Here is a 26,958-nt window from a genome sequence, read left to right on the forward strand (position 1 = left end):
CAAAGAGGCATCAAACCGATTGGGCGTAGCGTTTCGAACGCAAGTCCAGTTGTTCCAGAAGCTTATTCTTGATTTTGAAAGTTACCTTGCCATCACGCCAGAGTTGAATAAGCGCAGTGCGTTCGACTTCGATTATTTGGGCGAAGACGAACATGGCTGCGTTGTATTTGGATGTTTTGCGCAGATGATAATCGGCATCGTCGTGATGAATGATTTCTTCCAGGCGCTTTTTCAGTGCGCGGTACTCAAGTAGCTGCAGATTGACCTCGTGCAGCGTGTTGCGATCTTCTTTTAGTTGTGCTTTGTAATCTGTCAGCCAGCGCAGGACGGCGTTGGTCATTTCACTCCTGGCTATAAATTCACATAAATGCTCATCTCCTTTTTCACGGCTGCGGATATGGCTGGCTCCGATTATTTCGAGCAGCCAGGGTAATGAGATGCCCTGAAGGAGTAATGTCGCGGTAATCACGCAAAAAACCAGAAAGATGATGAGATAGCGCAAGTCTGTATCGCCAATATGGGTGGCGAGATAAGGAACTGAAAGGGCTGCGGCGAGAGAAATTCCGCCGCGCATCCCTGACCATGACACGATAAAGGGGAATTGCCAGGGGGGAAGGTTATTTTTCACCAGTGAAGGAAAGAGGAGTCGCGGCAAATAAGTTGTGGGAAATACCCAGGCAAAACGGCCAAGAATGACGATCAGGGTAATAACAGTCGCATATAGCCAAAGCTGTTTAAAAGGAATCAGGGCGATCTTGTCCAGAGTGATCTGAAAATGCAGTCCTACAAGGAGAAACAAGACGCTGGACAACCCATAACCAAGGGTTTCCCAGATGGCGCGCGAAAGCAATCTGACTTCCGGTGAAAAGCGCTCCTGATAATGATGGCTGACCACAAAGCCGGTCACGACAGTCGCGATCACACCGCAGCCGCCAAGTTTGACGGCTGGCAGATATGCCAGAAATGGCGACAAGATAGATAACAGAACATGGATTTTTGGATCCAGGAGCTGCAATTTTATTTTGCCCAGAATATTGCCCAGCACAATTCCGTATAATGACTCCAAGGCGATCACGGTAAAAAAATCAGATATTGCGTCAACTGCGGAAAACTCATTTGTCAGCGCCGCCGCCAGTGAAAACCGGAAAATGATCAATGCTGTCGCATCGTTCAGCAAGCCTTCGCCAGACAGAATGGTGACGATTTTTTGCGGTATCTGAATTTTTTCCGCAATGGAAATGATGGCGACATCATCGGGCGGGGAAATCACGGAACCCAAAACCAGCGCCAATGGCCAGCTTAATCCCGGTATCAAGGCGTGCGCCGCAATGGCAACCAAAATAGTGATAAAAACGACGTGGCCGATTGACAACAGGATAATCGGCTGCAGATTTTGTTTGATATCCGGCCAGGAGAGATAAACACTGGCTTCATAGACTAATAGGGGAAGGAATATATTCATCACGATGTCGGGATGAAGCCGGATATCTGAAAAATGAGGAGCAAAGCTGAGTACCATGCCGGTGATAACCAGAATCAACGGTGCCGGAGCTGGTGTCTTTTTCGCTGCCATGCCGACAATAACGATGACGCCCAGCAGCCACATATAGACGACATATTGGCCCATTAGTATGTCCATTACGTTCTGTTTGTACCCTCATTTTTAACCCAAGGGCGGGGCGGTGTAAATCTGAATTGATTTTTGTCGTTTTTTCCGCAAGAGTATTCTGACAAGTGAGGCGGATTTGGAGTTCAAAACTGACGAGGGATACATTCGCGTCATAACAAAGAGGTGAAGCATGAAATTGTATTTGATGCGTCATGGAGACTATCTGATGGACACGAATCAACGTATGGATGTGCTGTCGGATGCGGGCAAGAGAGAGGTAATGAATATTGCCAATTTTCTCATTCCTTCGCAGTTGAGAGTTTCAAATATCCTTCATAGCGGCAAATTCAGGGCGCAGCAAACTGCTGAACTCATATCACAGGGAATCCAGAGCGATCAACTGCCCCAGGCGCATGCCGGCCTGAAGCCTGAAGATGATGTGATTGCGTTTGCAAATGAAATCAGCCAATGGAGTGATGACGTTCTGGTGGTGGGCCACTTGCCGTTTATGGGAAGGTTGACGGGCAAGCTGCTGACAGGCAATGAAAACAGGGAAGTCATTCATTTTGATCCTGGTACTCTTGTCTGCCTGGAGCAATATGATACGGATCGGTGGATGGTCGATTGGGTCTTGTGTCCACGTATGTTTGTGTAGCCAACGGACGTCAATATGATGCGGTGTCAGCGTTCACGAACATGATATGGCGCATTAAAAATGAGCTGACAGTTGATATGGTTCCATGCTTAGTATTTGCTTATCAAGACCTCGTAGTCATTCAAGCGGATAATGGCTGACTGATCTTCAATGAAACAGCCTGCGTTTGGAGTGAGAACCCCGTAAAATATCCTGTATCTATACTGCCCGCGGCAGTAGAAAGTAGGCACCGGATCTTCCGCCTGGTAGACAAATGCTTTATCCGGAACAAAGCCGTTGCTGGCGGCAACCCACTTGCCGTAAGGCGGCGCAAACGTACTGTTTTCCGGATCGGGTGCATTTCCACCCGCGGCATAGCCTGTCATAGAGGAATAGTAAAAAAAGTCATCTTCTGTCGGCGTGGCAAGATAAGGATATCCATCGGCATTGAAATAAAAGAAAAGCGCGTTTGAATGACGGTAAGGGCTGGCGTGGCTATTTGCCTTGATTGTCTGTCCCGGCTGACTGATAACGGGTGGAAGTGTCACCAGGGGTGCGCCTATTGGTGAAAGGGTGTTGACTGGCGGCATGCCGAATGAGGACCCTGGCGTTTGCGTAATAGGGAATCCCCTGGAGTCTTTTAATTGCGAGGCATAACTGCCGCTTTCGCCCATCAATAATAAAATGATGATTGCGCCTGTGACCAGGGCGTACCCCAGTAATATGAAAAATCTCTTCTTGTCTGTCACTGGTTCAGTCACCTCACCCGGATACTGTTGCGCTATGCGAGATTGCATTCAAGACCGACTGTTTTTTGTCATTTCCTCGATTTAATTATAGATCAAGTTCAACGTGCCGGCAGAACAAGGCAGGAGGTTAATGCCGATAAATCAATTAATTAGGACCGCGTGATGATTGTTGGAGTCTGGAATTCGCTGTGAGGCTTGCGAAAAAGAGTTAAAATACCGTTATGACCTGTTTGGGATATTAAATGGCTGAAATGGAGAATTCTAATGGGCATGGTTAAAGACTGGATCAACCGCTTTATTCGCAATCAAAAACATGATCAGGCTGTCGTTGATGAAGCATCGGAAGAATCTTTTCCTGCCAGCGATCCTCCTTCCTGGGCTGCGGTTGGTCATGAGCCTTTGAAGCATCATGAAATGGAGAAACTGGAACTGAAGACCAATTTTCATCAGCTGACGCAGCAAATCCTAAATGTCAACGGAAAGTCTTATTATTACTTCAGCCTGCCTGAGGCTGAAAAAGCAGGCCTCAAGGGGTTGTCACGATTACCTGTGACTTTAAAAATCCTGTTGGAAAATTTATTGCGGCATCTGGATGGGCACACAGTAACCGTGCAAGACATTACCGCGCTCATTGACTGGCTTAAACATAAATCCTCGGATCGTGAAATTGCCTATCGTCCAGCCAGGGTATTAATGCAGGATTTCACGGGGGTTCCGGCTGTTGTGGATCTTGCGGCCATGCGCAACGCGATAAAAAAGCTGGGAGGTAATCCTGAAAGAATCAATCCGCTTTCTCCGGTAGATCTGGTCATTGATCACTCCATCCAGGTCGATCAATTTATTGAAAGCGATGCTTTCATGATAAACGCCAAGATGGAAATGGAACGAAACTATGAACGTTATGAATTCCTGAGATGGGGACAAAAGGCATTTCAGAATTTCCGCGTTGTGCCTCCCGATACCGGGATTTGCCATCAGGTTAATCTGGAGTATCTGGCCAAAGCTGTTTGGTCGCATGAGTCAGATGGGAAACATTATGCTTATCCGGACACTCTGGTCGGCACGGACAGTCATACGACAATGATCAACGGCATGGGCGTGCTAGGCTGGGGAGTAGGAGGAATCGAAGCGGAAGCGGCGATGCTGGGCCAGCCAATTTCCATGTTAATTCCGGAAGTCATAGGCATGAAGTTGACAGGAAAACTGCAGGAAGGAATCACCGCAACCGACCTGGTATTGGCCGTGACGCATCTGTTGCGCAAAAAAGGTGTGGTCAGTAAATTTGTGGAATTTTTTGGTCCCGGACTGCATCATCTATCAATCGCGGACAGGGCTACCATAGGCAACATGTCTCCTGAATACGGTGCAACGTGTGGCTTTTTTCCCATTGATGAAGCGACATTGAATTATCTGCGCTTGAGCGGCCGGGATGAGCAGACTATCGCGCTGGTTGAATCCTATGCCAAAACCCAGGGCCTTTGGCATTACCCCGAACAGCCGGACCCGGTTTTCACCGACATACTGGAGTTGGATCTTGCTACCATACGTCCTTGTCTAGCCGGGCCTAAGCGTCCACAGGACAGAGTGGAACTCTCCGAGTTGACGTCAGCCTTTGATAAGCTCCTTTCCGACAGCAAGCGCGCGGAGGAAAAAAACCAGGCATTCAGAACGGAAGCGGGTTTCGACCTTCATCACGGCGATGTGGTCATCGCAGCCATTACCAGTTGCACTAATACTTCCAACCCCGACGTGCTGGTGGCGGCGGGGCTGGTAGCGAAGAAAGCTGTCGAAAAAGGGATGAATAGAAAACCTTGGGTCAAAACTTCTTTTGCTCCCGGTTCGCAAGTAGTGACGCGGTATCTGGAAAAAACCGGACTCCAGCCTTATCTTGACAGGCTGGGATTCACACTGGTTGGTTATGGCTGCACAACCTGCATTGGTAATTCAGGGCCGTTGCCCGATCCTGTTGAAAAATCTGTAACGGATAAGGATCTCATCGTCTCGGCGGTATTGTCCGGCAACCGCAATTTTGAAGGCCGCATACATCCGCTGGTCAAGGCGAACTGGCTGGCTTCGCCTCCCCTTGTCGTGATATTCGCGCTAACCGGATCCATCATGGTGGATTTGACCAGAGAGCCGGTTGGAATGGATAAAGCAGGCAATGCTGTTTACCTCAAGGATCTTTGGCCCACGAATGCGGAAATTGCCGTTGAGGTGGCTAAAATTACAGGAGCCATGTTTAACGAAACGTATGCCCATATATTCACCGGATCTGACGAGTGGCAGGCGATGAAAATCCCGGAGTCACAAACCTATCATTGGCGCGAGGACTCAACTTATATTCAATATCCTCCTTTTTTTGAATCCATGGGCGTCCGGCCGGATAAAATCAGCGATATCAGGGGGGCCCGAATATTGGCCTTGTTCGGAGACAGCATCACAACGGATCACATTTCACCTGCCGGATCGATCAAGCCTGATAGTCCCGCGGGAAAATACCTGCAATCCAAAGGGGTGGCAGTAAAGGATTTTAACTCGTATGGTTCACGCCGCGGAAACCACGAAGTCATGATGCGTGGAACCTTCGCGAATATCCGTATCAGAAATGAAATGGTGCCCGACGTGGAAGGAGGTTTTACCAGGCATGTTGATTCGGGTGAAGTGCTGCCTATCTATGATGCTGCCATGAAATACAAGAACGAAGGCATACCTTTAATTATTATCGCGGGTAAAGAATACGGAACCGGCTCGTCCCGCGACTGGGCGGCAAAAGGGCCCAAATTGCAAGGTGTGGTTGCAGTCATTGCTGAAAGTTTCGAGCGTATCCACCGTTCAAACCTGATTGGTATGGGCATCATGCCTCTTGAATTCATGAATGGAATGACACGCAAAACATTAAAACTGACCGGGGATGAGAAGTTCGATATTCTTGGATTGAGCGAGAACATGACCCCGCGCATGCAGGTGAAAGCGGTCATACACAGAGGAGAAAGCACGGAAGAAATCACCCTTCTTTCTCGAATTGATACATTGAACGAAATTGATTATTACAAAAATGGCGGCATATTGCAGCATGTCTTGCGCGGCATGTTAAAGTGAAGGGGATAAAAATGCGATTAATTCACCCTCCTAAATGTGCCTGGTGAACGTAAATGGTAAATGTCGGGGCTTGTTTAAGTAATTTCATATTTTTGTCAAAGATGGCCGCAGAGAGGGTATGTTCGCCGCGATAAGGAATAGTGAATTCAAAATGCGTGTCGGCAGCTGCCTTGCCCAAGGGGTTCCCGTCCAGGTAAATCTGGATACGATCACCCGCTTGTAAAGGCGGATCCAATTTCACATCAACAATCAGGATCGGCTGATTCTGTATGGTCTCCTGGTCACCGGGGGAGCTGATCGCAAATGCAGTATAGGGCTTTCGTGCCTCAGTGTCTGCAGAAAGGGTGGCTGCGGATTTTTGCTGGGGGGCGGGCGATGCCATAGCAGGTGCAGTACTCACAACCGGGGCGGTGATGGTGACGGCGTTCTCTCCTATGGGTTTGTCGGAGTACGTAATGCTGCCATCCTGGTTGATATGTTCATACACTTCTTCACCATGGGCATTCAGAGCGGTGAGTATTAAAAAAAATGTCGCGGCGAAAAACACGCTGTCCCTCATCATCTACAGGCATCCCTTATTTGTGACACCTGAAACTATAACATGACAAGTGCGGGGAGCTGGAGTGGTCATTGTGCTGCCTGCTAGTATTATCCGCGCCGCATGCGCTTGTGTAATATTAATACTAATAAGTATGAATTATATAAATTGATACCAGTTTGGAAATTTACTTGTAGAAAAGTGAGTAATTTGATAGTACAAATAATGTTTAGCAAATCAGATATGTTTTAATATTTGCAAACAGGGGCAATGTACGCGGAGACAGATACTAACCATCTCCATGGGGCTATGGATTGGTATTCTGCCAAGGAGGGATGCTTGCTAGCGGGAATCACAAGGAAATCAATTCAATTATCCATTTCTGAATGGCTGCTTACGGGCAAACAACGCTTTTCAGAACTGTTTGCTATACAGACTCAAGCCGCTTCTCATAATAATATACTTGGTCTGGTCATCAATCCCCAATATATCAAGCTGCTAAAAATCAAATCCGCCAATGAACCTCAGGAAGTGGAATATTTTAAAATGATTTCTATTCCCGAAGGATTAGTGGTGCATACGGAGATTAAAAACAGCACCGCCCTGGCTGAAATTCTCAGGAATGTGATCAGTGAATCCGGTCTGGACACTAAAGATATTGCCCTGACCATTCCCCGTTCTTCTGCGATTGTGAAGCACATCACGGTAGACAAACGCTTGCATGCTGATGAGGTGGAATCGAGAGTGTGGGTAGAGGCTAATCGGCTTTTTCCTAATCTGATTAACGATATTTATCTGGATTTTGCCGTTATCGGGCCTTCCTCAGAAGATTCTTCTCAAAATGAAGTCTTGATTGTCGCCTGCCGCAAGGAGCAGCTCAAACCTTATCTGGAAGTCATGCGCATGGCGGGATTAACGGTCAAGGTTGTGGATATCAATTATTATGCCTTTGAGCGGGCCATGTCGATAGTGGTCAAACAAGTCCCCAAACTTAAAACGATAGCCATGTTAAATATCAGTTACCGATTGATTGATTTGCTGGTAATGCATGAAGGCAAGCTGATATATACGCATGAAGTCGGATACGACGGCCTCAATCTGGTTAAACTGGCCAGGACGGAAGCGGATTTTATCAATCCGGACCGGGTGCCTGAAGGAGAATCCATACCGGAGATCGAGCAGGGTTCGTATGAAATATTAAAAAATGTATTAGGATCACATCTGAAACATGCAATGCAATTTTTCTATTCCAGCAAGCCGAACGTTAGAATAGACCGGATTATTTTGGCCGGGGATTGTGCCTCGGAAATACCCGGGCTGCCAGAGTATGTTTACAAGGAGGTCGGTAAGACAGTCACACTTGCTGATCCTTTTAAAAACATGCGCGTGGGAAACAATGTGGATAAGAATAAACTGATGCATTACGCTCCCTCACTTATGTTATGCTGTGGTTTGGCTTTGAGTAGAACGACTTAGCATGGAAACAATCAGAGATCGAACAGGCGTTCAATCAATGATACAAATTAATCTGTTGCCATGGAGAGAGCAGGCACGTCGAATAAAAAAGGCGCAGTTTGTCAGTGCGTTGACAATCAGTGTTTGTGTGCCATTGATACTGATACTTATCATTCATCTCCATTTAAGCAGGGTTGCAAAAGTACAACAGGAAGTAAATGCTACCTTGCAGTCAGCGATCAGTCAGGAACAGTCTGTTCTGAATGAGATGAGCAGCAAGGAAGGAGAAAAACAGGCAACAGACATCCAGCTTCGATTTATTATCGACCGTTATAATGAAAGCTATCACGCTGTTCGCGTTCTGAATGAACTGGTCTCGCTCGTTCCACCCGATATTTTCATAAGCCAGATCAAGCGCAATGGTAATGCCATTACCTTGTCAGGCTTGGCTAATAATGAAGATGAAGTGACGCATCTGATTCAGTCCATTGCAGAATCACCTTATTTCAACCAGCCTGTGCTGGTTTCAATCGCTTTGGCAAAAAATCCGAAAACTGCGAACAGAAGGCGTTTCATTCTGAAGTTTGACCAGAAAGGATAGGGCGGTATGCAAAATCTCGATATCAAGAAAATATATGAGTGGCCGCTGGGAATGCGCGCGCTTGTCTATGGTCTGATATTTGTGTTTGTTTTTTATCTGGGGTATCAGCTGGATATCTCGCCTTACCAGCTGCAAATCAAAAACAGTGTGCTGCAGGAAGATGATCTCAAGCGCCAGTTACAGCTGATGCATGAAAATCAGAGGAAAGTAACGCGGGACGTGGAACAGCTGCCCAAGGCAAAGGCGCTGCTTTCGGAGTGGCAAAAGAACATCATCACCAAAAACGAATTGCCGGATCTTCTGGATGACATACTGAAAGCTGGAACAGCGAGCCAATTGAAAATCACCACATTTGATCCTGCCGCTGAAATTAAAGACGGCATTTATTATAAGACGCCGGTCAGCATCAATCTATCGGGAACATACGATCAAATTGCCACGTTTATCAGTCAATTGGCTAATATGCCCAAAATGGTAAACATAGACGCGTTTATTTTGAATAACGATGCGCAAAATGACCCGGCCGCATCAGTTGATTCAAGGCCGCTGAATTCTAATGATATTTTGTCAGCTGTATTAGACATTGATATATATAGAAAATAATATGATGAGAGAACTGAAACTTGATCATATCTTGATTGTTACGACATTAACTTTGTTAATGTCTGCATGCGGCGATAATCAGCGCTTGCGTGAGACACAGAAGTTTATCTCGCTAACCAAGCAGAAAACCCTGCAGGAGGATAATATCGAGGCAGCCAACGCGCAGTTCGCCCTGCCCAAGCCGGTGCAATACCAGCCTCGGGGTTATCACGCCCCGGCCGGCGGAAATGTTGCCATCAGCAAGGAAGGCGTGACCAACCCTGTGCTTATGTATCCCGTCAAATCGCTGCAGTTTGTCGGGACACTGACGCAGGATAACCGTATTTATGCTTATGTGATGACACCGGATGGCATGATTTACCTGCTGAAGGTGGGGGATGTCATTGGAGATAAATCTGGTAAGATAATGAAAATTGATTCGGGACATATTGAGATTATGGAAGGATCACTGCCCTCGAGTAATAATAAGTCATCGGGACAGCTTGTAACATTGGAATTAAAGGATTAAGAATGTCTAAAAGACGAGAAAATGGCTGGGTGATTAGCAGTTTCCACTGCGTCATGTCTCTTATATCAGCGATTATCATTTTTTCATTCATGATGACGGCAGAGGGGTTCGCGGCGGCCGAAACGAGCCCGGTTGTGATTCAACCCTCGACTTCCGGTACGGCGAAAGTGATAAATGTACCACTGCCACAGCAGCCGGCTGATTCCTCCGATAACAATTCTTCCGGGCCTGAGTCCAGGTCTCTGGATCCGCAGGTGCAGGGTAATGCTGCTCAAAATGGGATAAAACCATTAAATGGCAGGGTCAGCTTTTATTTTCAGAATGTGCCTGTGAAAACATTGCTGCAATTAATCGCTAAAAATTCGGGCTTGAATTTTATTATCAGCGACGATGTCAAAGGAAACACAACATTAAATCTGAAAAACGTGACCTGGCGTCAGGCTCTGGACATTATTCTGCAGTCACAAGGCTTGTCTTCACGGCAGATAGGGACTGCACTGTTTATAAGCACAACTGAGGATATAGCTCAAAAACAAGCCAAAGAATATCAGGCAGTACAAGATGCGGCTAATCTTTCGCCATTGTCTACGGCAATCATAGGTTTGAAATACTCCGATGCGGCAGAAATAGCCAAAGTATTAAAATCTTCAGAAGGCTCGTTGCTGACTCCGCGCGGTGAAATATCCGTCAACAGTCCGACCAATACGATTATAGTCCGAGATGTGAAATCAAATCTGTCTGAAGTGCGGCGCTATATCAGGAGATTGGACATACCCGCGCGGCAGGTATCCATCGAGGCGCGCATTGTGAATATTGACACTTCTTACGAGGCGCAGTTGGGTGTGCGCTTTGGCGTCAGCAATACCCGCAGCCTGTCTGGCACACTTTCAGGCGCTAACCAGCTGGCCCAGGGAATAGATGTGGCGTCAGTGTCACCGCTGTCCCAGCGCCTTAATTTTGATTTGCCCGCCAATCTTCTGTCTACCGGCGCAACGCCCGGAAGTATCGGGCTGGCGCTCGCCAGACTGGGACCTGTGCTTCTGGATCTGGAACTCTCGGCCCTGGAAGAAGAGGGACATACACAAATCATCTCCAAACCACGTGTTGTGACCGCCAACCAGCAAAAGGCCATGATACAAACAGGTGAAGAAATTCCCTATCAACAGGCGACCTCCAGCGGTGCCACCTCCGTGGAATTCAAAAAAGCGGTATTAAGTCTGGAAATCATTCCGCAGATTACGCCGGATGACAAAATTATTCTCAAGCTGAAAGCCACACAAGATACTCGCGGCCCGCAGTTACTGGTTGCGCAGGGGGCTGACACGACAGGCACGACTACCACAACCGCCTCGCTTACCACGACCCCGGCTGTTTTTGGTCCTCCGACCATTAATACCCAAGAAGTGCAATCTTATGTCCTGCTCAATGATAATGAAACTGTGGTCATTGGCGGTGTTTACAAATTGACGAAATCCAACACCTTTGACCGTGTGCCGTTTTTTGGCTCCTTGCCGATTGTGGGCGGATTATTCCGGCATAGGGGCATTAAAAATGAAAAAAGCGAATTGCTCATATTTCTGACGCCGAAAATTATTAAACAACAAAGCAGAGCGATGGCATACAAAGGAGATTAAGAATGCCGCTGATAATCTCCCGTTATACGTGGATTATGTTGATAACATTGCTACTGGCTGCGTGCGCAACAACCAGGGAATCTTCCCAGACAGACACCAAAATGGTGTCTGCGGCGAAGATCAATGATCGTCTGGGGATGGCTTACCTGGAACGGAATGACATACAGCGCGCCAAGCAAAAATTCATCCTCGCCCTGGATGAGGCGCCGCATATCCCAGAAACCTGGTATTCCATGGCTTATTTCATGGAAAGCACGGGCAATAAGGAGGAAGCTAAAAAATATTATTTGAAAGCGATTGAAGTCGCTCCCGGAAGGGGCGATGCGCTCAATAATTACGGCACGTATTTGTGCAGGGCGGGGGACTACCGAGGTGCGGTCAATTACTTTGTCAAGGCGACGCAGGATCCCAAGTATTTACAAGCCGCGTCTGCTTATGAAAATGCCGGAATCTGTGCTTTGAAGATCCCTAGCGAACAAGATGCCAAGAAATACTTTACGAAAGCGCTGGCGGAAGACCCGCAACGCCCCGCGTCTCTGATTGAATTGGCCGAGCTGAATTATAAACAAGGAGATTATAAATTATCCCGTCAGCAGTTGGATCAGCATTTACAGCTGGCCTCTCCATCAATGAAATCTTATATGCTGGAAAAAAAGCTCGATCAAAAGCTGCCTGCTTGACCGCTTATGTGAACATGGAGCAGAAAAAATGGAATCTGATTATGATCAAAAATTTAAAATTGACCTCACCAATCTGCTCACATTCAGCATAGAACAGCGGGCTTCTGATGTGCATCTTTCTCCCGGCCAGCCTCCCATTCTACGAATTGACGGCGATCTCATGCCCTTATTGGAGCTCCCGTTGCTTGATGCGGAGACGATCAAGCGTCTAATTTACAGCGTGCTGGACAAAGAGCAGCAGCGTGAATTCGAATCTGCGCTTGAACTGGATTTCGCTTTCGTGCTGCCAAATGCCGATGCGTTTCGAGTGAACATTTTCCACCAGTTAAACGGTATTTCCGGCGTGTTTCGTGTGATTCCTGCCGAGATCCCCAAGCTGGATTCGCTGGGTGCGCCTGCTGTCATCAAGGAATTGCTGGACTTGTCTTCAGGGTTGATATTGGTCACGGGGCCCACAGGTTGTGGAAAAAGCACGACACTGGCCGCCATGATAGAGTACATTAACCACTCCCAGCAATGTCATATTATCACCATCGAAGACCCCATTGAATTTGTGCACAAAAGCAAACGCAGTCTCGTGCATCAACGGCAAATTTACCGGGATTCGGCTTCGTTTTCTACCGCCCTGCGCTCCGCCTTGCGTGAAGATCCTGATGTGATACTAGTGGGTGAAATGCGTGACCTGGAAACCATACGCCTGGCTTTGACGGCGGCGGAAACAGGACATCTGGTGCTGGCGACATTGCATACCAGTTCATCGCCGCGGGCGATCAGCCGCGTCATTGATGCCTTCCCGACAGGTGAAAAAAATATAATCCGAAACCTCATTTCCGAATCCTTGCAAGCTGTTATCTGCCAGACGCTGGTAAAAAGAATTTCAGGGGGCAGAGTCGCCGCTTTTGAAATCATGCTTGGCACACCGGCGGTTCGCAACCTGATACGAGAAGACAAAACCGCGCAAATGTATTCCGTCATTCAGACCAGCGGCCGTCTGGGAATGTGCACTATGGAACAATCTTTGCAGGAATTGGTGAACAGGAAAATCACGACGCCCAACGCGGCACATGAAAGCGGTTTTCAGCGGGAACTTTTTGAAAAGTAGCTATTTGCTTTATTATTAAGACGGTGGCCTGAAGGCTAATGTGACGGTAGAGGCATAACCTGACACAATTCAATGAGTGCTATCGATGGGCTGCTGGCTGCACAGGCTAGAGAGCTGGCCAGGATGCGGAAGCTGACTGGTCCACAACTTAAAGGATTTTCTTGCTGTTCATGAGCGACTTTTCATTATATGTTTTATGTACTATGCTTATCATATAAGGATGTTACTCGTTATTGATTAAGATCGCTTATCTATCGAGTTTTGAAATAAAGGAGTTTTTCAATGAGACAGTGTAGACATGATACAGCCGGTTTCACCCTTATTGAGTTGTTAATCGTTGTGGCAATTATCGGTATTTTGGCTGCCGTTGCAGTTCCTACCTACCTGAGTTACACCAAGAAAGCTTATTTTAGTGAAGTTGTGCAGGCAACTGCGCCATACAAACTCGCGGTGGAATCCTGCTATCAGGCACAAGGCGGCGGTGGCGCTGTCGCCAATTGCGGAAATGGTTCAAATGGCGTTCCGGCAGCTCCCGCAGCAACAGGTAATGTAGCCTCTGTTGTTACTACTGGCGCGGGTGTGATTACCGCAACGGGACAAAATAAAGCGGGTACGGACACGTATATCCTGACACCAGCGCCGACCAATGGAGTATTGATTTGGACTACTTCAGGGACGTGTTTAGCTGCAGGCACATGTAATTAACGCTTCAGTCTGCATGGCGGAAGTTTATTGCTGTTTAAGTAAAAACAACATCCCGTAAGGGGTGTTGTTTTTATGTTTTATGATGTTCGATTCATGGCAGAAAAATAGACCGGCGGTAATTTGTTATGGATGACATGTCAACTAAAAGCTCCATGAGCGGGTTTGCCTATTACCTATTCGAGAACAAGATGCTGGATAGGCAAGTGGGACTGGAAGCACTCAAACAAGCAGCATTGGACAAGATTTCCTATTTTGATTATCTGGTCAAGCACAAACTGTTGGACGCCGCAAGAGTCGCCAAGGCGACTTCTGAATATTTTGGATTGCCACTTTGTGATATCACAGCGTTTGATTTCAGCCTGATTCCCACGGAATACCTGAACATCAATTTGGTGCGGAAAAGAATGGCGCTGCCGCTGTTCGTTAAAAATGGCTTTCTCTACCTGGCGATCACTGATCCGACTATAGAAAATTTATATGACATACGCTTTTTAACAGGCCTTGACACCAGGCTGCTGGTCACCGATGGGAACCAGTTGACACAAGTAATTGATAACTTATTGAATAAATTAATTATTTCAGAGATAAGCAGGCCGGGCAGTCTGATCAGGGAAAATCTTGGAGAAGAGCCGCATAAAGAAGATACGTCTGAATTGGCAACTTATGACGCTGAAAGCGCTCCGGTGGTCAATTATGTCAATAAAATAATTATCGACGCGATTGAAAAAGGCGCTTCTGATATTCATTTTGAACGATATGACAATGATTACAGAATTCGATACCGCTTGAACGGGGTGCTTTATCCAGTTGCGACTCCACCTATCAAGCTGGCGAATTATCTGCTTGCCAGAATCAAGATTATGTCAAACCTGGACATCACCGAGCACCGTATTCCTCAAGACGGCAGGTTTAAACTGACGCTGTCGAAATATAAAACCATCGATTTTCGTGTCAGTGTCTGCCCGGCTTTATATGGTGAAAAAATCGTGCTGCGATTATTGGATCCCACACAGATCTTCCATAATTTGAATGAATTGGGAATGGAAGAAAAACAACAGGAAATTCTTCTGGATTCATTGGGTCACACACAAGGGATCATCCTGGTGACAGGCCCGACAGGCAGCGGCAAGACGGTGACGCTGTATTCTGCTCTGAATTACCTCAATTCTCCTGACGATAATATCATGACGGTTGAAGACCCGGTTGAAATTCCATTGCACGGCGTTAACCAGGTGCATGTGAACCCAAAAGTCGGATTGACATTTTCATCAGCCTTGCGTTCGTTTTTGCGCCAAGATCCCGATATTATCATGGTAGGCGAGATTCGAGACCTGGAGACGGCCCAGATCAGTATCCAGGCTGCCCAGACAGGACATCTGGTATTATCCACGCTGCACACCAACAGCGGACCGGAAACCATTGCAAGATTGATGTATATGGGAGTTGAGCCGTATAACCTCGCGAGTTCGCTTATTTTAGTCATTGCGCAGCGTTTATTGAGAATGCTTTGTCCGATCTGCAAACAGGTGGAAGAATTGCCGGAGGACATACTGATAAAAGAAGGATTCAAGCCTGAAGAAATCGGTACGTTTCAACTTTATAAACCGGGCTCATGCGAACGCTGCATACATGGGTTCACCGGACGCTCAGGCATCTTTGAAGTCATGCCTATCAGCGAGGAAATGCGATTTTTGATGATACGTGGAGCCAACGCCATCGAATTGAATGAGCAGGCCAAAAAGGAAAATATCAGAAACTTGCGGCAAGCAGGACTGGATAAGGTCAAAATGGGTAAAACCAGCCTGGCGGAATTAAACAGAACGTTTAAATAGGCAGAAAATCATGGAAGGTGGTATTCAGACATTTCGCTGGACCGGAATAAATAAGGAAGGCCAGCGCCTGCGCGGAGTCATCCAGGCGCAAGATGTGAAAAGCGCCGAAACAGAGCTGAAAGCCATGCAAGTCGAGGTGATTAGCATTTCTGTGAAGCAGGGTTTTTCAATGCCGTTTCTGCGTAAGAGTAAAATTAGACAAAAAGAAATTATCCTGTTTACACGTTATCTCTCCACCATGTTAAATGCGGGCATGCCCATACTAAAGGCGCTGGACGTGATCGCGCGTGACCAGGACAATGCCGTGATGAAATCCATGGTCGTATCGCTGCGAAATAATATTTCTTCCGGGGCGTCATTGTCTGATTCCCTGCGTCAGTTTCCGGAGTGTTTCAATGAATTATACTGTAACCTGACACGGGCGGGCGAGAAATCGGCAACCCTGGACAAGGTGCTGGGAAGGCTGGTCAGATATCTGGAAAAAATTGAACGAATTAAAAGTAAAGTAAAAACCGCATTAATATATCCAGTGACCATCGTTTTTATCGCTATCGTCGTCAGTCTCATCCTGCTGCTGTTTGTTGTCCCGCAGTTTCAATCCATGTTTAGCAACGCGGGCGTCAAGCTGCCGCTTTTTACCCGCATTGTGATTCATGTATCTGATATTGTGAGAGGGTACTGGTGGCTGCTCATATTGCTCATTGTCGGCGGTATTTGGGGAACAAAAATCCTGCGGGAGAAGAATGAATATTTTTCGGATAAATTTGATTCCTTCATATTAAGAATGTATATCATCGGTCCCATTATTAAAAAATCAATCATTGCCAGGTTCACCAGAACACTGGCAATCACGCTTGACGCAGGATTGCCTATTGTCGATTCAATGAAATCCATGATCAATATCATGGGGAACAAACGGTATAGCAAAGGAGTGGTGCAGATCTGTGATGATATCACCAATGGCAATCAGCTGGCATCCTCGATAGAGTCAACCCGCCTTTTCCCGGGCATGGTCGTGCAAATGATCGCCGTTGGAGAGGCATCGGGAGCATTGGGAGACATGCTGAATAACATCGCGTCCTATTATGAGGATGAAGTGGACAGCATCGCGGATAATTTGACAACGATTCTTGAGCCTCTCATTATTTCGTTGTTAGGTGTCATTATTGGCTGTTTTGTTATTGCCATGTATTTGCCGATTTTCAAGTTGGGCACGACAATTTGAGAACTTCTATGCGAAAACATCACGCGCATTACGGTTTTACCATCATCGAATTGTTAATTGTTATCGCTATTATGGCAATTATCGCGGTAGTCGCTGTGTCGCTGTACAGGCCATTTATCCTGAAGGGAAGAAGGGCTGACGGAATCAATGCCATTTTGATGCTGCAGCTGGCGGAAGAGCGTTATCGTTCTAACAATACCCAATATGGGACGAGCGCCCAGATAGGCGGGTTTGCGACTTCGCCTCAGGGATATTATACCTTGAGTATTTCAAACGTCGGAGCGAACACATTCACCATTACTGCGACAGCGCAGGGAAACCAGGCAAATGACACGGAAGGCAGCACTTCATGCGCCACGTTGACTCTGGCTGTCAGCAATGGTGCCACCACACAAACACCGGCCGCATGCTGGCCAAACTGAAGAGGCTTCCATGAGCGATTCACTTGTTGTCACTTATAACATACAAACCCAGCTGGAACTGAATCTGTCATATATGCCTTTCATTAAAAATGGCGGAATATTCATACCCACGAACGAAACATATTCGCTGGGTGAACACGTCCTTATCGAGTTAACGTTGCCGGGCCATAATGAAAGCCAAAAAGTCCATGGAAGAGTTGTCTGGATCAATCCTAAAAACGCGCTTTACCAGATTTATCCTGGTATTGGTGTGGAATTTGTCGGAGATAATGCAAAATCTTTCCATGAGACCATCAAGGCCAATATTGATAATACTCATGATGTGGGCGGTTATGTGTATGGCTTGAGCGGGGATCAGGTAAGTTAATGAATATATTATAATAAATCCATGAGCCTCCCGTCGGTTTCGCGCAGGCGGGAACTGATGGTTTTGATGAGTTTGATGGTGATTTTCATCGCAATATAAGGAAACAGGGAGGAGAGTTTTTCAAATGACTGCTCATCCATGACTAGCAGAGTGGAAGGCTCTCTGGCAATCACGCTTGCTGAGGATGGGCAACGATCAAAGAATGCCATTTCTCCTATTATTTTATTCGCACCCAGTGTTTTCAACTGTTTTAACCGGCCTGAAGCATTTTCTTTTACTACATCAACACTGCCCTCGCATATTAGGCAAAAGTAATCTGTAGATTCGTGTTCTTTCATTATCAAGGTTCCGGCTGGAGCGAGATATGGCTGGAAATAACCCGCCAGTTGTTCTATCTGATTTTGTATGAAATCATTTACCCAGTCAGTATTTTCGAGCAGGTCTTCTACCGGGATATCGCACTTATGTAACAAGCCTAATCTTTGCATGAGCAGCCTAGGAATCATTGTTAAAACTGGTTTGTGCGTATTCATGCGAACGTTGATATGATGGAGATATTTTCAACGCATCCCGGTATTTCGCGACAGTCCGTCTCGCGATTTTGATGCCTTTTTGCTTTAGCAATGACGCAATTTCACTATCACTATGTATATGGCCGCCGGATTCTGTTCGCACAATTTCCTTGATCATTTCCTTGACGGCAATTTCCGAACAACTGTCGCCATCATGTGTCAAGACATAACTGGGGAAAAAATATTTCAACTCAAAAACGCCTCTTGGTGTTGCAATATATTTTCCTGTGGTCACGCGAGAGACAGTTGATTCATGCAAGTCTAGGGCTTGTGAAACATCAACTATATTGAGAGGCTTCATGAATGCCTGGCCGCGATCAAGAAATTCATTTTGCAGCCTGATGATATGAGAAGCCACATTAAGCAAGGTTTCATTGCGTCTTTTCAAGCCTGTTAACAGCCATTGTGCTTCCTGCAATTCTTTGGACAATGACTGGAATGAATCCTGTTTCTTGTTTTTTTTGATCAATTCATGGTAATGCTGATTAATTCGAATGCGGGTCATGATACTGTCAGACAGGAATACCCGCCATGAGTTCCGAAATTTTTTTACATATAATTCCGGTTCTATCTGAATGTTGTTGTCGGAAGACAATAACAGTCCTGGTTTCGGGTTGAGAGACCGGATAATTTTCATCGCATCGTGATATTCCCGGCTTGTCAGATTCATTTTTTTCATGAGATTTTTATATTGTCCGGATGCGAGCAATTCAAAATAAGCGCTGACAATAGTGCGGGCGTGGTTCCATGCGTTATGCTTGTCGGGATACTGGTCAAGCTGCAAGAGCAGGCATTCGCGCAAATCCCTGGCTCCGACGCCTGGAGGATCGAACGTCTGGATTTTACCAAGCACATTATAAAACGATCCGGTGTCTTGGGCGTATTCCTTGCTAAGCGACACTTGAATTTCGGCTATTGAAGCTGACAGCCATCCATTGTCATCGATTGCGTCAATGATTGCTTCAGCGATTAACTGCTGGCTTGCATTGAATTTGCACAGCCAGGTCTGTTCAATCAAATGTTCCCTGAGCGTCTTGGGGTTTGAGTAATTTTCCAGTGTGCTATCATCGGCATAAGAATAACTATTCCTGGCCAGATCAGCGGAGTACCTGAACAATTGGGATAATTCCTCTTCATCCTGCGTGTGTGAAGTCACGGTATCAGTGTCATCGTGCGTTTCGCCTTCAACGACTTCAATCAGGGGATTGGTTTCAATATATTGTTGAATGACTTGTTTGAGCTCAAGCGTGTTATATTGCAGCAGGGTGATCGCCTGGGATAATTGCTGATTCATCGCCAGGCGCTGATCAAGTTTGGTCGTTAAAAGCATTTTCGTACTCATCGACGCATCCTTTAATCAAGATTATTCCATGAGCTTGTCCAATATTGTTAGCCTTGCCAGCGGCTACAATGCCAGGCTTGGTTTGATCCAAGCCGTTAGACCTATAAACAGTTGCCGCCTTACGCTGCCATCTCATGTCCTGAAGCTTGATATCAGGCTGGTGACGACCAGACTCCAGCCATCCACAAGAACAAAAAATAACAATTTAAATGGCAGGGAAATTACCATGGGTGAAAGCATCATCATTCCCATAGACATCAGAATGCTGGATACAACCAGGTCTATGATCAGGAACGGTAAAAAAATGAGGAAGCCGATTTCGAAAGCTGTCTTGAGTTCGCTGGTAATATACGCCGGCATTAAAACTAAAAGCGGGTAATCGGATTTGGAATCAATCTTTGTTTTCGAAAGATCGGTAAATAATTTTAAATCAGATTTGCGCGTCTGTTTCATCATGAATGTTTTTAACAAGGTGATGGAGGATTCAAATGCTTGTTGTTCAGACAGTTTTCCCTGCGCGTACGGCTGGATGCTGACATCGTTTGCTTTCTGGACTATTGGCATCATGACGAACAAGGTCATGATGAGTGACAATCCGATCATGATCTGGTTGCTGGGAACATTGGGAATGCCGATGGCTTGCCGGAGTATGGACATGACGATAATGATGCGGGTGAAAGCGGTGGTGGTGATAAGCAGAGCCGGCAAAATGGTCAAAATCGCCATCACAGCTATGATTTTAATGCTCAAGCTGTAGGATATCGTCGAGCCGGTCTGCTGCGCCGTGAGCAAGGGGATAGATTGTATTTCGGCGAAAGCCTGGGTAAAAGGCGCGACTAAAAGTATAAGAACAATAAGATGCCTACAAAAAACGCTGCAAGAATTTACTGGCTTTCGTGTATACATACATTCTCATCCATGAGCAAGATGTCACTGGTGTCGTCAAATATCACTTACTTTACAGGTGCATAATCTTCCGATAGCAGGCTCTTCAGGCTGTCAAACTCATCCGCCATGGCCTTTTCTGTTTCGCGTTCATTGAACACATGTAATGTTGTAATATGGCTGGGCGTGGCGCCAATCAGCAGCATGGTTTGATTGGCTTCCAGAAGAATGATTCTTTCCTTTGCGCCTATGGAAACAGAGTTGACGACTTTGATTGCCGGGCTGTCTGCATATTTATGCAGCCTGAGTTTTCTCAAAGCATACATCAGCACCAGAAGTAAAACGACGACGGCCAGCTTGAATGCGTTTTGTCCGTAGACTGTGCTAATTTCAGCAAGATTCATGGGTTACCTCAACTTTTTTCAGGGATAGATGTCAGACGCACGCAATATTTTCCATTCGCCGTGATGATATTTCCCTTGGCGATCATTTTGCCGTTGGCGTAAATATCGACAGGTTCACCTGCCAGTTTATTCAGGTCAATAATGGAATCTTTTGTCAGGTTCAACAAATCCTTTATTTTGATTTGTGCCCGTCCAATTTCAATGGTAAGAACAATGGTAACGTCATTCAAAATGCCTAATTTGTTGGGATCAAAAAGTGCTTCGCCGGTTTTTGCCGGGGTATCGGCCGCGGATTGCTCCGAAATTTTATCTATGACATCTTTTACGCTTTTGTCGATGGTTTCTTCTTCCGTGCCAGCCATAAGACTCCTGTTGCTTCGTTAAATTTGGTTAATGATTTTAGCTACACGCTTGGAATTGGCTTGTCCAGCGGTCGCTCTGAATAGTTTCAAATTATTCAAACAGACATACACGACGGTAGGATCACCGATGGGAACAAGATCGCCATCTTTTAAAGCCATGAAATCCTTTACTTTCATGCTGACGTCGGGCAATGAAACGTTGATTGTCACAATTGAGTCAACAACCTGGGATTTAATGGCGGTACGCCAGAAATCTTTCTCCCTGTGTCTATGGCCTTCGGCCTTGACGGGAATGAATTGCATCAGGAAGTCTTCGGCTATCATGAGTTTCAAGGTCGTTTCAATTTCATCAAAAAAGATGGATAATTCCATCAGGTAAATCTGATCATCCTCATTCAATCCAAGGTTGGTCGCCAGATTCGTGGAAGCTGTTGTTTTGATAATTTCATGATTGACGGCGCCGTATTCATGGCCGGCGGTAGCAAAACTTGCCAGGCACATCTGCGCTATTTTTTCCGCGATAATAATGCCGATTTTTCCTGGATTTTCACGCATTTGTTCCTTGCTATTTAATTTTCCTCCGTAAAGGAGGTTGATTGTCTGATCGAGCAGCGGCATGTCTACGCAGACCATTCCATAATATTCGTTAGGGGAGAGACGAAAGATGGAGTAAATGTATTTGTCCGTCTGGTTTTTGAAAACTTCCGAGACTTGAGTTAACTGAAATGTTTTAGTCTTTAATATGGCTCTTTTTCTGAGAAATGAAGTAATGTCTTTCTCAAACTCGGTTCTAAGAATTTCGTTAATATTGGTTAGCGCGTAAGTATAGTGCTTGCCTTTTTCCTGTTTGGACGCGTCACCTTCGCCGACTATCTTGCTTAAGTCTTGCTGCTTTTCCTGAGTGACTTTTAAAATTGCATCCACTTCTTCACTTGATAAGACTTGATCACTCATGTTCAATCATCCTAATTATTATATTAATCATATATTAAATCAGACTCGGATAAAAGATTGGGCTTTTCTCCGTCTCGCGATTCGGGGTTTGCGGTTTTGGCAACAGAAAGGATATTTTATAAACAAAAAAAATATAAATGAATAGATATTGTCATTATTTGTGTGTGCAACATAAGCAAGCGGTGCGGCTCAAAGGTTTTGCATATGTTCCGCTGCCTGATCTGTCAGCAATATGATTTCGATACGCCGGTTCGCGGGATTGTCACCCTGCAAGTTTTCCAGGCTGTCTGTGTCTGCTCCACCTACCACTCGCAATATCTGTTTTACGTTGACACCATATTTGATCAGTGCCCTGCGCGTGGCATTGGCCCTGTCAGCGGACAGTTCCCAATTACCGTAATTGGCCGTGTCTGGATATGGAATGGTATCCGTATGTCCAATGATCATGACTTTATTGGGATAGACAGTGATTTGCTTGCTTAGCCAGGCAAGAATATTTTTGGCATATTTTTCAAAGTCAGTCTTTCCCAGCGAAAACATGGGCTTGTTTTTCAGGTCATTGATAATGATTTTTAAGCCATCTGACGTCACTACGAAATTCAACTGATTTTTGAACTGGCTGATTTCAGGGTCGTTCTTCATTTTTGTCTCTAATTCAGCTTTCATTTGCATCAACTTTTCCAATTGTTCCTTTTGACTCTGATGCTTTTGTGTTCCACTAGTGTCTTGCTGGTCTTTCATATCCTTAACCGGATTCTGTGGATTTCCTTGAGTTTCCTCGCTCTGATTCTGAGCTTTATCCAGCACGCCCAGATTTTTATCCGCGGTATTTTCAGTTTTTTCCTTTAATCCCGTTTCCTTGTAAGTGGACGGCCCCAGCTTGTCAGGTTTGAGAGTATTTGTCCTGCTGATATTATCCTGCTTGCTGAATACTTCCTTCAGCGGCTTTTTGAAATATTCTGCGATACCTTGCAGCTGATATTTGTTTAACATCGACAACAGCCACATTAATAAAAAAAACGACATCATTGCCGTTACGAAATCCGCATAAGCGATTTTCCATGAACCGCCATGGTGTGTGTTGTGGACTTTTTTGATGCGCTTGACGATTATCGCGCGTTTGTTTTCATCATCCATTGGTTTCGGTCGCCTTGTTCGCCTTGATTTCCCTGAGAATATCTTCCAATTCCTTGCTGTTTGGGCGCGAATCGGAATACAGGACTTTTCTCGCCATTTCAACCGCGATCGTCGGGGCGAAATTGTTGGTAGAGGCAAGCAGCACGACTTTCACGGAATGCAGGATTTTGATCGTGGCCAGCCTGCGATTATCCAGTGAAACAGCGATAGGCGCAGTAAAGCCGTATCCGATCAGTACGCCCAGAAACGTTCCGACCAGGGCTTTGGCAATCAATCCGCCTAATTCTTCCGGAGGTATGCCTATGGATTCCATGGTGTGCACAACGCCCATGACGGCGGCGACGATACCAAACGCGGGCATGCTGTCCGCGATCTTGTTGATGGCGCTGATTGGCAGCTCGGCTTCCCCTTCAAATGTTTCGATGTCAATATCCATGATGGTATCCAGATTATGAATATCTACCCTGCCAGTAATGATTAATCGCAAATTATCGCAGAGAAATTCCATGATTTTTGGTTGTTTCTGCACGAGCTTGTATTTGCTGAATAAGGGGCTCTCCTTGTAATTTTCCACGTCTGCTTCAATCGCAAGCGCGCCATCGCGGCGGATTTTGTTGGTCAATTCAAAAAACATTGAAAGCAATTCAATATAGAATTTTCGGGAATAAGGGTAACCTTTCAGGGTGGAAAGCGAGCCAAGGATGGTTGCCTTGATAACTTTTGCATTGTTACCGATGATAAATGACCCAAGCGCCGCGCCGCCTATAATGACAAACTCGACTGGCTGAAACAAGGCATACAGGTGGCCTCCTGCGAGCGCGAATCCGCCAAATACGGAAAACAGGATGATCAGATATCCTATGATTACCAGCATGATCGCGTCCCCGCAATAATCCCTGTTAAGACAAGTTATCTGTTCAAGCCGATACTTGTGCTTTGTTAGGGCCAATCACAACCGCATCCAGCGTGCGTTTGGATGATGGATTAAAAACCTTTATTGTCGCATTCAGCGCACCGTCGGATTTGGCGATGCCCTGCATGGTGACGATAACGGCATTTTTCTGTGCAATCAGATTGATCACCTGATTTCGGTGCACGAGCAAGGGAATTTGCAAATTCTTTTTTGTCAGAATTGAGCCAGCGGTGATGAGATGAGCCGCTTCATTACCTATGACATCTTCCTTGGCGGTGAAAAAACCAGAGTAAAGCCTGTTTTTATTATAGACAGAGAATCCGATGTCATCTTCAGTAATGGTATCCCTGGCGGGTATAGTGCGTTTTGCGATGATCACTTTTGAAAATATTTGCACGTCAACCGGAACATAAATACGCCAGGGCTGTGGCGAACCGCAGGAAAGCTCGACCGCGGTGATCTGCTCCGAATTCGTGTTTTGAGGAAATGCGGCTTCAATTTCCCGCGCGCATGCGCTGACCTGGAGAGGGGTATTCGACTGATTTACCTGTACTTCGATGGACTCACCCGGGCCCGTCTGGATATTTGTCAGGATAAAAGTCCTGGCCGCGGATTTTAACCGCTCCTGGGATTCGTAGCCTGCAGAAAAAGACAGCTGAGCGCAAGATAACATGATAGCTAAAAAAACAAATCCCGTGACGCGTCTAATCTCGAATTTGAATAACATGAACTCTTCCCCTGATCTTGACTCCCTTGTCGAAACGCGGCCTGGAAAAGGAAGCGGCGCCGATTATTTTCCAGGATTGCCATTCTGATCATACACATATTCTATCTCGGAACGGAAGGCGAGCAATTTATCCCACACTAATTTGACTTGCAGCATATTGGTGGAAACGATCGTACTGTTGGTTGCGATGCTCTGATAAGCTTTTGCGATTTCCGCTTTCAGCTCTGTCGTTGCCTGCTCAACCGCTTTTCTGGCTGCGGAATCAAGGCGTTCGGCATGTTTTTCAATTTTTTCCAGAAAGGTATGGGTGTTGGCAAATTGTGGAGCTGATATTGAATTAATTTCATTCACCAGGTGAGTCAGTTTTTCAATCAGCAAGGCTTTTCTGTCATTGCTAATGGCAATGTCCTGGACAGCGTTATTGGAGAAATGGGCGACGTCTGAATCCAGAAGTAACTGTATGTCCCGACAATAAAGAATCATTTGCTTGAGCGATGACAAGAGGGAAGCGGCGGATTTATTCAGCATCGCGTGTTATCCAATGGTTGAATTGTTTTGATAAAGATGACGATATAATTTTTTGGCTAATTCATCCGTGTCCACTTTGTAATGACCGGCGTCAATTCTTCGCTTGATGTCAGATAGTTTGGTGATTTCATCAGTTGAAGTCTCGGCAACCATTAAATCCTGGAATGTTCTAAGCCGGATGTGGACCCCGTCTTCTTTTGCCTGATGGAGGGATGCATTTTGCTCCCCTTTAGAGTCGGCTTTTTTGTTAGACAAAATATTGTTCAGATTTTCAACATAATCTAATTTTACTTCGTTTACCATTAGAATTCTCCTTGCCATTCATGCTTGACCTATCCAGTCAAAAATTCGCTTTCCCTATATTCTTTATATCTTGTTCTTTTGCCAAAACTTAAATACTTTATTCCAGCTTCGCGACGATGGCCTTGAATGTGTGACTGGAAAAAATTTTTAATATCTTGTCTGCATAATTTTTGTCCGTGGCAAACCCGGCTTCCTGCAGGGCTTGAATAAACCGATGCGGATCCGAGGCTTTGTTAAGCGCGTCACTATAACGGCTATTCTGCTTCAGAAATTGAACATAATCATGAAAACTGTCTATGAATGAATCGTAACTTCTAAATGCAGCTTTTTCCCGAGTCAGAATTCCATCTTTTTGTTCCAGGGTGGACATAAGAGTCGTTTGCTTGTTCCAGGATGGATCTGCCTTGATGTTGAACAGATTAAAACTGGACTGTTCATGATTGCCAGGCAATATCTTTTTGCCCCAGTTTGTTTCCAGTGCGGCTTGTGCCAGTAGTATTTTGGGATCAACGCCTATGCTTTTGGCGGCTGATTTTGCGGCGCTCCATAAGGTCTTGACGAATTCGTCCTGGGAGTTGAACGGGGTCTGTTTGTGCGATGCGGGGGGAAGTTTCTCATATTTCGAAACAATAGTTGCCGAACCCGGATTATTGCTGGTGCGGTCGATATCAAACAATGGCTTGACGTGAATGTTTTCATGCATGGCTGCTTCAGCCCGCTGGTTCGCAATCAAATCTGCAGCGGGCTGCTGGGCCTTGTACTGCTGGTTTATGTTCGTTTCCACCATTTGCGCGAACCCGGTTCCATTGCCGGAGGTCAGCATGGATAATTGCTTGTCTAACATATCCTGATAGAAATCCATTTGATCATTATCAAGCAATCCGCTGGAAAATGCCTTGTTTGCATCACGCATACTGCGCAATACAATTTGCATCATCATGGATTCAAACTGTTGCGCCACTTCTTTTTTCGCCATATCCGGATTTTTGTTTGACGCGTAACGCAGACGTTCAAGACTTTGAATGTCGGTGTAAACCCTCGCGTCATTAGCGATTTTATCAATCATAT

General features: G+C 45.8%; 29 protein-coding genes. 14 read left to right on the forward strand and 15 right to left on the reverse strand.

Features of this window, described 5'->3' with window-relative positions:
• Nucleotides 1-10 precede the first annotated feature (10 nt).
• Entirely contained in the window at nt 11-1,627 is a 1,617-nt protein-coding gene (locus tag AQULUS_RS11745) for a cation:proton antiporter (RefSeq protein WP_172622864.1), read from the reverse strand.
• A 172-nt stretch (nt 1,628-1,799) separates the two neighbouring features.
• On the opposite strand from AQULUS_RS11745, the gene sixA reads away from it, so the two are divergent.
• Nucleotides 1,800-2,264: a phosphohistidine phosphatase SixA gene (sixA, locus tag AQULUS_RS11750; protein ID WP_148340461.1), complete on the forward strand. Its 465-nt coding sequence runs from the start codon at nt 1,800-1,802 to the stop codon at nt 2,262-2,264.
• 89 nt (nt 2,265-2,353) lie between these two features.
• On the opposite strand, the gene AQULUS_RS11755 is transcribed toward sixA, so the two are convergent.
• A complete protein-coding gene (locus tag AQULUS_RS11755) occupies nt 2,354-3,040 on the reverse strand; it encodes a hypothetical protein (protein ID WP_148340462.1) in 687 nt (228 codons plus the stop codon).
• A 366-nt stretch (nt 3,041-3,406) separates the two neighbouring features.
• Between AQULUS_RS11755 and acnA the strand changes: the two genes are divergently transcribed.
• Nucleotides 3,407-6,091 (forward strand): aconitate hydratase AcnA, encoded by a 2,685-nt coding sequence (acnA, locus tag AQULUS_RS11760; RefSeq protein ID WP_232051930.1) that lies wholly within the window; start codon nt 3,407-3,409, stop codon nt 6,089-6,091.
• 22 nt (nt 6,092-6,113) lie between these two features.
• On the opposite strand, the gene AQULUS_RS11765 is transcribed toward acnA, so the two are convergent.
• Nucleotides 6,114-6,653, reverse strand: coding sequence for a DUF4124 domain-containing protein (locus tag AQULUS_RS11765; RefSeq protein WP_148340464.1), 540 nt, complete (start codon nt 6,651-6,653; stop codon nt 6,114-6,116).
• Between the two features lie 315 nt (nt 6,654-6,968).
• Between AQULUS_RS11765 and pilM the strand changes: the two genes are divergently transcribed.
• The 12 genes from pilM (at nt 6,969) to AQULUS_RS11825 (ending at nt 17,763) form a co-directional block, all read left to right on the forward strand.
• The gene (pilM, locus tag AQULUS_RS11770) at nt 6,969-8,105 is read left to right on the forward strand and encodes a type IV pilus biogenesis protein PilM (protein WP_172622865.1); all 1,137 of its coding nucleotides are present in this window, start codon (nt 6,969-6,971) and stop codon (nt 8,103-8,105) included.
• 1 nt (nt 8,106) lies between these two features.
• Nucleotides 8,107-8,685, forward strand: coding sequence for a PilN domain-containing protein (locus AQULUS_RS11775; protein WP_148340466.1), 579 nt, complete (start codon nt 8,107-8,109; stop codon nt 8,683-8,685).
• A 6-nt stretch (nt 8,686-8,691) separates the two neighbouring features.
• Nucleotides 8,692-9,288 carry a type IV pilus inner membrane component PilO gene (locus AQULUS_RS11780; RefSeq protein WP_148340467.1) on the forward strand — a complete coding sequence of 199 codons (597 nt, stop codon included), beginning with the start codon at nt 8,692-8,694 and terminating at the stop codon, nt 9,286-9,288.
• 1 nt (nt 9,289) lies between these two features.
• Nucleotides 9,290-9,796, forward strand: a complete 507-nt coding sequence (locus AQULUS_RS11785; protein ID WP_148340468.1) for a pilus assembly protein PilP — start codon at nt 9,290-9,292, stop codon at nt 9,794-9,796.
• A gap of 2 nt (nt 9,797-9,798) precedes the next feature.
• Entirely contained in the window at nt 9,799-11,430 is a 1,632-nt protein-coding gene (locus AQULUS_RS11790; protein ID WP_148340469.1) for a type IV pilus secretin PilQ, read from the forward strand.
• Nucleotides 11,431-11,432: 2 nt separating this feature from the next.
• Entirely contained in the window at nt 11,433-12,110 is a 678-nt protein-coding gene (pilW, locus tag AQULUS_RS11795; RefSeq protein ID WP_148340470.1) for a type IV pilus biogenesis/stability protein PilW, read from the forward strand.
• A gap of 28 nt (nt 12,111-12,138) precedes the next feature.
• Nucleotides 12,139-13,212, forward strand: coding sequence for a type IV pilus twitching motility protein PilT (locus AQULUS_RS11800; RefSeq protein ID WP_456298088.1), 1,074 nt, complete (start codon nt 12,139-12,141; stop codon nt 13,210-13,212).
• A gap of 282 nt (nt 13,213-13,494) precedes the next feature.
• The gene (locus AQULUS_RS11805; protein WP_148340471.1) at nt 13,495-13,917 is read left to right on the forward strand and encodes a pilin; all 423 of its coding nucleotides are present in this window, start codon (nt 13,495-13,497) and stop codon (nt 13,915-13,917) included.
• Between the two features lie 134 nt (nt 13,918-14,051).
• On the forward strand, nt 14,052-15,749 hold the full coding sequence (pilB, locus tag AQULUS_RS11810) for a type IV-A pilus assembly ATPase PilB (RefSeq protein WP_197737348.1): 1,698 nt from the start codon (nt 14,052-14,054) through the stop codon (nt 15,747-15,749).
• Between the two features lie 10 nt (nt 15,750-15,759).
• A complete protein-coding gene (locus tag AQULUS_RS11815; RefSeq protein ID WP_148340472.1) occupies nt 15,760-16,974 on the forward strand; it encodes a type II secretion system F family protein in 1,215 nt (404 codons plus the stop codon).
• Nucleotides 16,975-16,982: 8 nt separating this feature from the next.
• Nucleotides 16,983-17,396 (forward strand): type IV pilin protein, encoded by a 414-nt coding sequence (locus AQULUS_RS11820; protein ID WP_148340800.1) that lies wholly within the window; start codon nt 16,983-16,985, stop codon nt 17,394-17,396.
• Between the two features lie 10 nt (nt 17,397-17,406).
• Nucleotides 17,407-17,763, forward strand: coding sequence for a PilZ domain-containing protein (locus AQULUS_RS11825; RefSeq protein ID WP_172622867.1), 357 nt, complete (start codon nt 17,407-17,409; stop codon nt 17,761-17,763).
• Between the two features lie 8 nt (nt 17,764-17,771).
• Here the strand turns inward: AQULUS_RS11825 and AQULUS_RS11830 are convergent, their stop codons facing one another.
• The 12 genes from AQULUS_RS11830 to flgJ form a co-directional block, all read right to left on the reverse strand.
• Nucleotides 17,772-18,251: a cyclic nucleotide-binding domain-containing protein gene (locus AQULUS_RS11830; protein WP_172622868.1), complete on the reverse strand. Its 480-nt coding sequence runs from the start codon at nt 18,249-18,251 to the stop codon at nt 17,772-17,774.
• Nucleotides 18,252-18,258: 7 nt separating this feature from the next.
• Nucleotides 18,259-19,677, reverse strand: coding sequence for an RNA polymerase factor sigma-54 (gene rpoN / locus AQULUS_RS11835; protein ID WP_148340475.1), 1,419 nt, complete (start codon nt 19,675-19,677; stop codon nt 18,259-18,261).
• A gap of 132 nt (nt 19,678-19,809) precedes the next feature.
• Entirely contained in the window at nt 19,810-20,583 is a 774-nt protein-coding gene (fliP, locus tag AQULUS_RS11840) for a flagellar type III secretion system pore protein FliP (protein WP_148340476.1), read from the reverse strand.
• Nucleotides 20,584-20,630: 47 nt separating this feature from the next.
• Nucleotides 20,631-20,966 (reverse strand): flagellar biosynthetic protein FliO, encoded by a 336-nt coding sequence (gene fliO / locus AQULUS_RS11845; protein WP_148340477.1) that lies wholly within the window; start codon nt 20,964-20,966, stop codon nt 20,631-20,633.
• Between the two features lie 8 nt (nt 20,967-20,974).
• Entirely contained in the window at nt 20,975-21,328 is a 354-nt protein-coding gene (gene fliN, locus AQULUS_RS11850; protein WP_148340478.1) for a flagellar motor switch protein FliN, read from the reverse strand.
• A gap of 18 nt (nt 21,329-21,346) precedes the next feature.
• Complete coding sequence (locus tag AQULUS_RS11855) at nt 21,347-22,282, reverse strand: FliM/FliN family flagellar motor switch protein (protein ID WP_148340479.1); 936 nt, start codon at nt 22,280-22,282, stop codon at nt 21,347-21,349.
• 189 nt (nt 22,283-22,471) lie between these two features.
• Nucleotides 22,472-23,419 (reverse strand): flagellar motor protein MotB, encoded by a 948-nt coding sequence (gene motB / locus AQULUS_RS11860; protein WP_148340480.1) that lies wholly within the window; start codon nt 23,417-23,419, stop codon nt 22,472-22,474.
• Entirely contained in the window at nt 23,412-24,293 is an 882-nt protein-coding gene (motA, locus tag AQULUS_RS11865; protein WP_148340481.1) for a flagellar motor stator protein MotA, read from the reverse strand. The genes motB and motA overlap by 8 nt, the downstream gene beginning before the upstream one ends.
• 43 nt (nt 24,294-24,336) lie before the next feature.
• The gene (flgA, locus tag AQULUS_RS11870) at nt 24,337-25,059 is read right to left on the reverse strand and encodes a flagellar basal body P-ring formation chaperone FlgA (protein WP_148340482.1); all 723 of its coding nucleotides are present in this window, start codon (nt 25,057-25,059) and stop codon (nt 24,337-24,339) included.
• Nucleotides 25,060-25,122: 63 nt separating this feature from the next.
• On the reverse strand, nt 25,123-25,587 hold the full coding sequence (locus AQULUS_RS11875) for a hypothetical protein (RefSeq protein WP_148340483.1): 465 nt from the start codon (nt 25,585-25,587) through the stop codon (nt 25,123-25,125).
• A 6-nt stretch (nt 25,588-25,593) separates the two neighbouring features.
• A complete protein-coding gene (locus tag AQULUS_RS11880; RefSeq protein WP_172622869.1) occupies nt 25,594-25,890 on the reverse strand; it encodes a flagellar biosynthesis anti-sigma factor FlgM in 297 nt (98 codons plus the stop codon).
• Between the two features lie 97 nt (nt 25,891-25,987).
• Complete coding sequence (gene flgJ / locus AQULUS_RS11885; RefSeq protein WP_172622870.1) at nt 25,988-26,956, reverse strand: flagellar assembly peptidoglycan hydrolase FlgJ; 969 nt, start codon at nt 26,954-26,956, stop codon at nt 25,988-25,990.
• Between the last annotated feature and the right edge of the window lie 2 nt (nt 26,957-26,958).

Origin of the sequence: Aquicella siphonis, from assembly GCF_902459485.1 — a bacterium.
In the GTDB taxonomy this organism is placed as follows: Bacteria; Pseudomonadota; Gammaproteobacteria; order DSM-16500; family DSM-16500; genus Aquicella; species Aquicella siphonis.

Coding starts and splice junctions, on each gene's coding strand:
- AQULUS_RS11745 (WP_172622864.1), bottom strand. CDS start 1,627: ATGGGCCAATATGTCGTCTATATGTGGCTGCTGGGCGTCATCGTTATT.
- sixA (WP_148340461.1), top strand. CDS start 1,800: ATGAAATTGTATTTGATGCGTCATGGAGACTATCTGATGGACACGAAT.
- AQULUS_RS11755 (WP_148340462.1), bottom strand. CDS start 3,040: ATGCAATCTCGCATAGCGCAACAGTATCCGGGTGAGGTGACTGAACCA.
- acnA (WP_232051930.1), top strand. CDS start 3,407: ATGGAGAAACTGGAACTGAAGACCAATTTTCATCAGCTGACGCAGCAA.
- AQULUS_RS11765 (WP_148340464.1), bottom strand. CDS start 6,653: ATGATGAGGGACAGCGTGTTTTTCGCCGCGACATTTTTTTTAATACTC.
- AQULUS_RS11775 (WP_148340466.1), top strand. CDS start 8,107: ATGGAAACAATCAGAGATCGAACAGGCGTTCAATCAATGATACAAATT.
- AQULUS_RS11780 (WP_148340467.1), top strand. CDS start 8,692: ATGCAAAATCTCGATATCAAGAAAATATATGAGTGGCCGCTGGGAATG.
- AQULUS_RS11785 (WP_148340468.1), top strand. CDS start 9,290: ATGATGAGAGAACTGAAACTTGATCATATCTTGATTGTTACGACATTA.
- AQULUS_RS11790 (WP_148340469.1), top strand. CDS start 9,799: ATGTCTAAAAGACGAGAAAATGGCTGGGTGATTAGCAGTTTCCACTGC.
- pilW (WP_148340470.1), top strand. CDS start 11,433: ATGCCGCTGATAATCTCCCGTTATACGTGGATTATGTTGATAACATTG.
- AQULUS_RS11800 (WP_456298088.1), top strand. CDS start 12,139: ATGGAATCTGATTATGATCAAAAATTTAAAATTGACCTCACCAATCTG.
- AQULUS_RS11805 (WP_148340471.1), top strand. CDS start 13,495: ATGAGACAGTGTAGACATGATACAGCCGGTTTCACCCTTATTGAGTTG.
- pilB (WP_197737348.1), top strand. CDS start 14,052: ATGTCAACTAAAAGCTCCATGAGCGGGTTTGCCTATTACCTATTCGAG.
- AQULUS_RS11815 (WP_148340472.1), top strand. CDS start 15,760: ATGGAAGGTGGTATTCAGACATTTCGCTGGACCGGAATAAATAAGGAA.
- AQULUS_RS11820 (WP_148340800.1), top strand. CDS start 16,983: ATGCGAAAACATCACGCGCATTACGGTTTTACCATCATCGAATTGTTA.
- AQULUS_RS11825 (WP_172622867.1), top strand. CDS start 17,407: ATGAGCGATTCACTTGTTGTCACTTATAACATACAAACCCAGCTGGAA.
- AQULUS_RS11830 (WP_172622868.1), bottom strand. CDS start 18,251: ATGCAAAGATTAGGCTTGTTACATAAGTGCGATATCCCGGTAGAAGAC.
- rpoN (WP_148340475.1), bottom strand. CDS start 19,677: ATGAGTACGAAAATGCTTTTAACGACCAAACTTGATCAGCGCCTGGCG.
- fliP (WP_148340476.1), bottom strand. CDS start 20,583: ATGTATACACGAAAGCCAGTAAATTCTTGCAGCGTTTTTTGTAGGCAT.
- fliO (WP_148340477.1), bottom strand. CDS start 20,966: ATGAATCTTGCTGAAATTAGCACAGTCTACGGACAAAACGCATTCAAG.
- fliN (WP_148340478.1), bottom strand. CDS start 21,328: ATGGCTGGCACGGAAGAAGAAACCATCGACAAAAGCGTAAAAGATGTC.
- AQULUS_RS11855 (WP_148340479.1), bottom strand. CDS start 22,282: ATGAGTGATCAAGTCTTATCAAGTGAAGAAGTGGATGCAATTTTAAAA.
- motB (WP_148340480.1), bottom strand. CDS start 23,419: ATGGATGATGAAAACAAACGCGCGATAATCGTCAAGCGCATCAAAAAA.
- motA (WP_148340481.1), bottom strand. CDS start 24,293: ATGCTGGTAATCATAGGATATCTGATCATCCTGTTTTCCGTATTTGGC.
- flgA (WP_148340482.1), bottom strand. CDS start 25,059: ATGTTATTCAAATTCGAGATTAGACGCGTCACGGGATTTGTTTTTTTA.
- AQULUS_RS11875 (WP_148340483.1), bottom strand. CDS start 25,587: ATGCTGAATAAATCCGCCGCTTCCCTCTTGTCATCGCTCAAGCAAATG.
- AQULUS_RS11880 (WP_172622869.1), bottom strand. CDS start 25,890: ATGGTAAACGAAGTAAAATTAGATTATGTTGAAAATCTGAACAATATT.
- flgJ (WP_172622870.1), bottom strand. CDS start 26,956: ATGATTGATAAAATCGCTAATGACGCGAGGGTTTACACCGACATTCAA.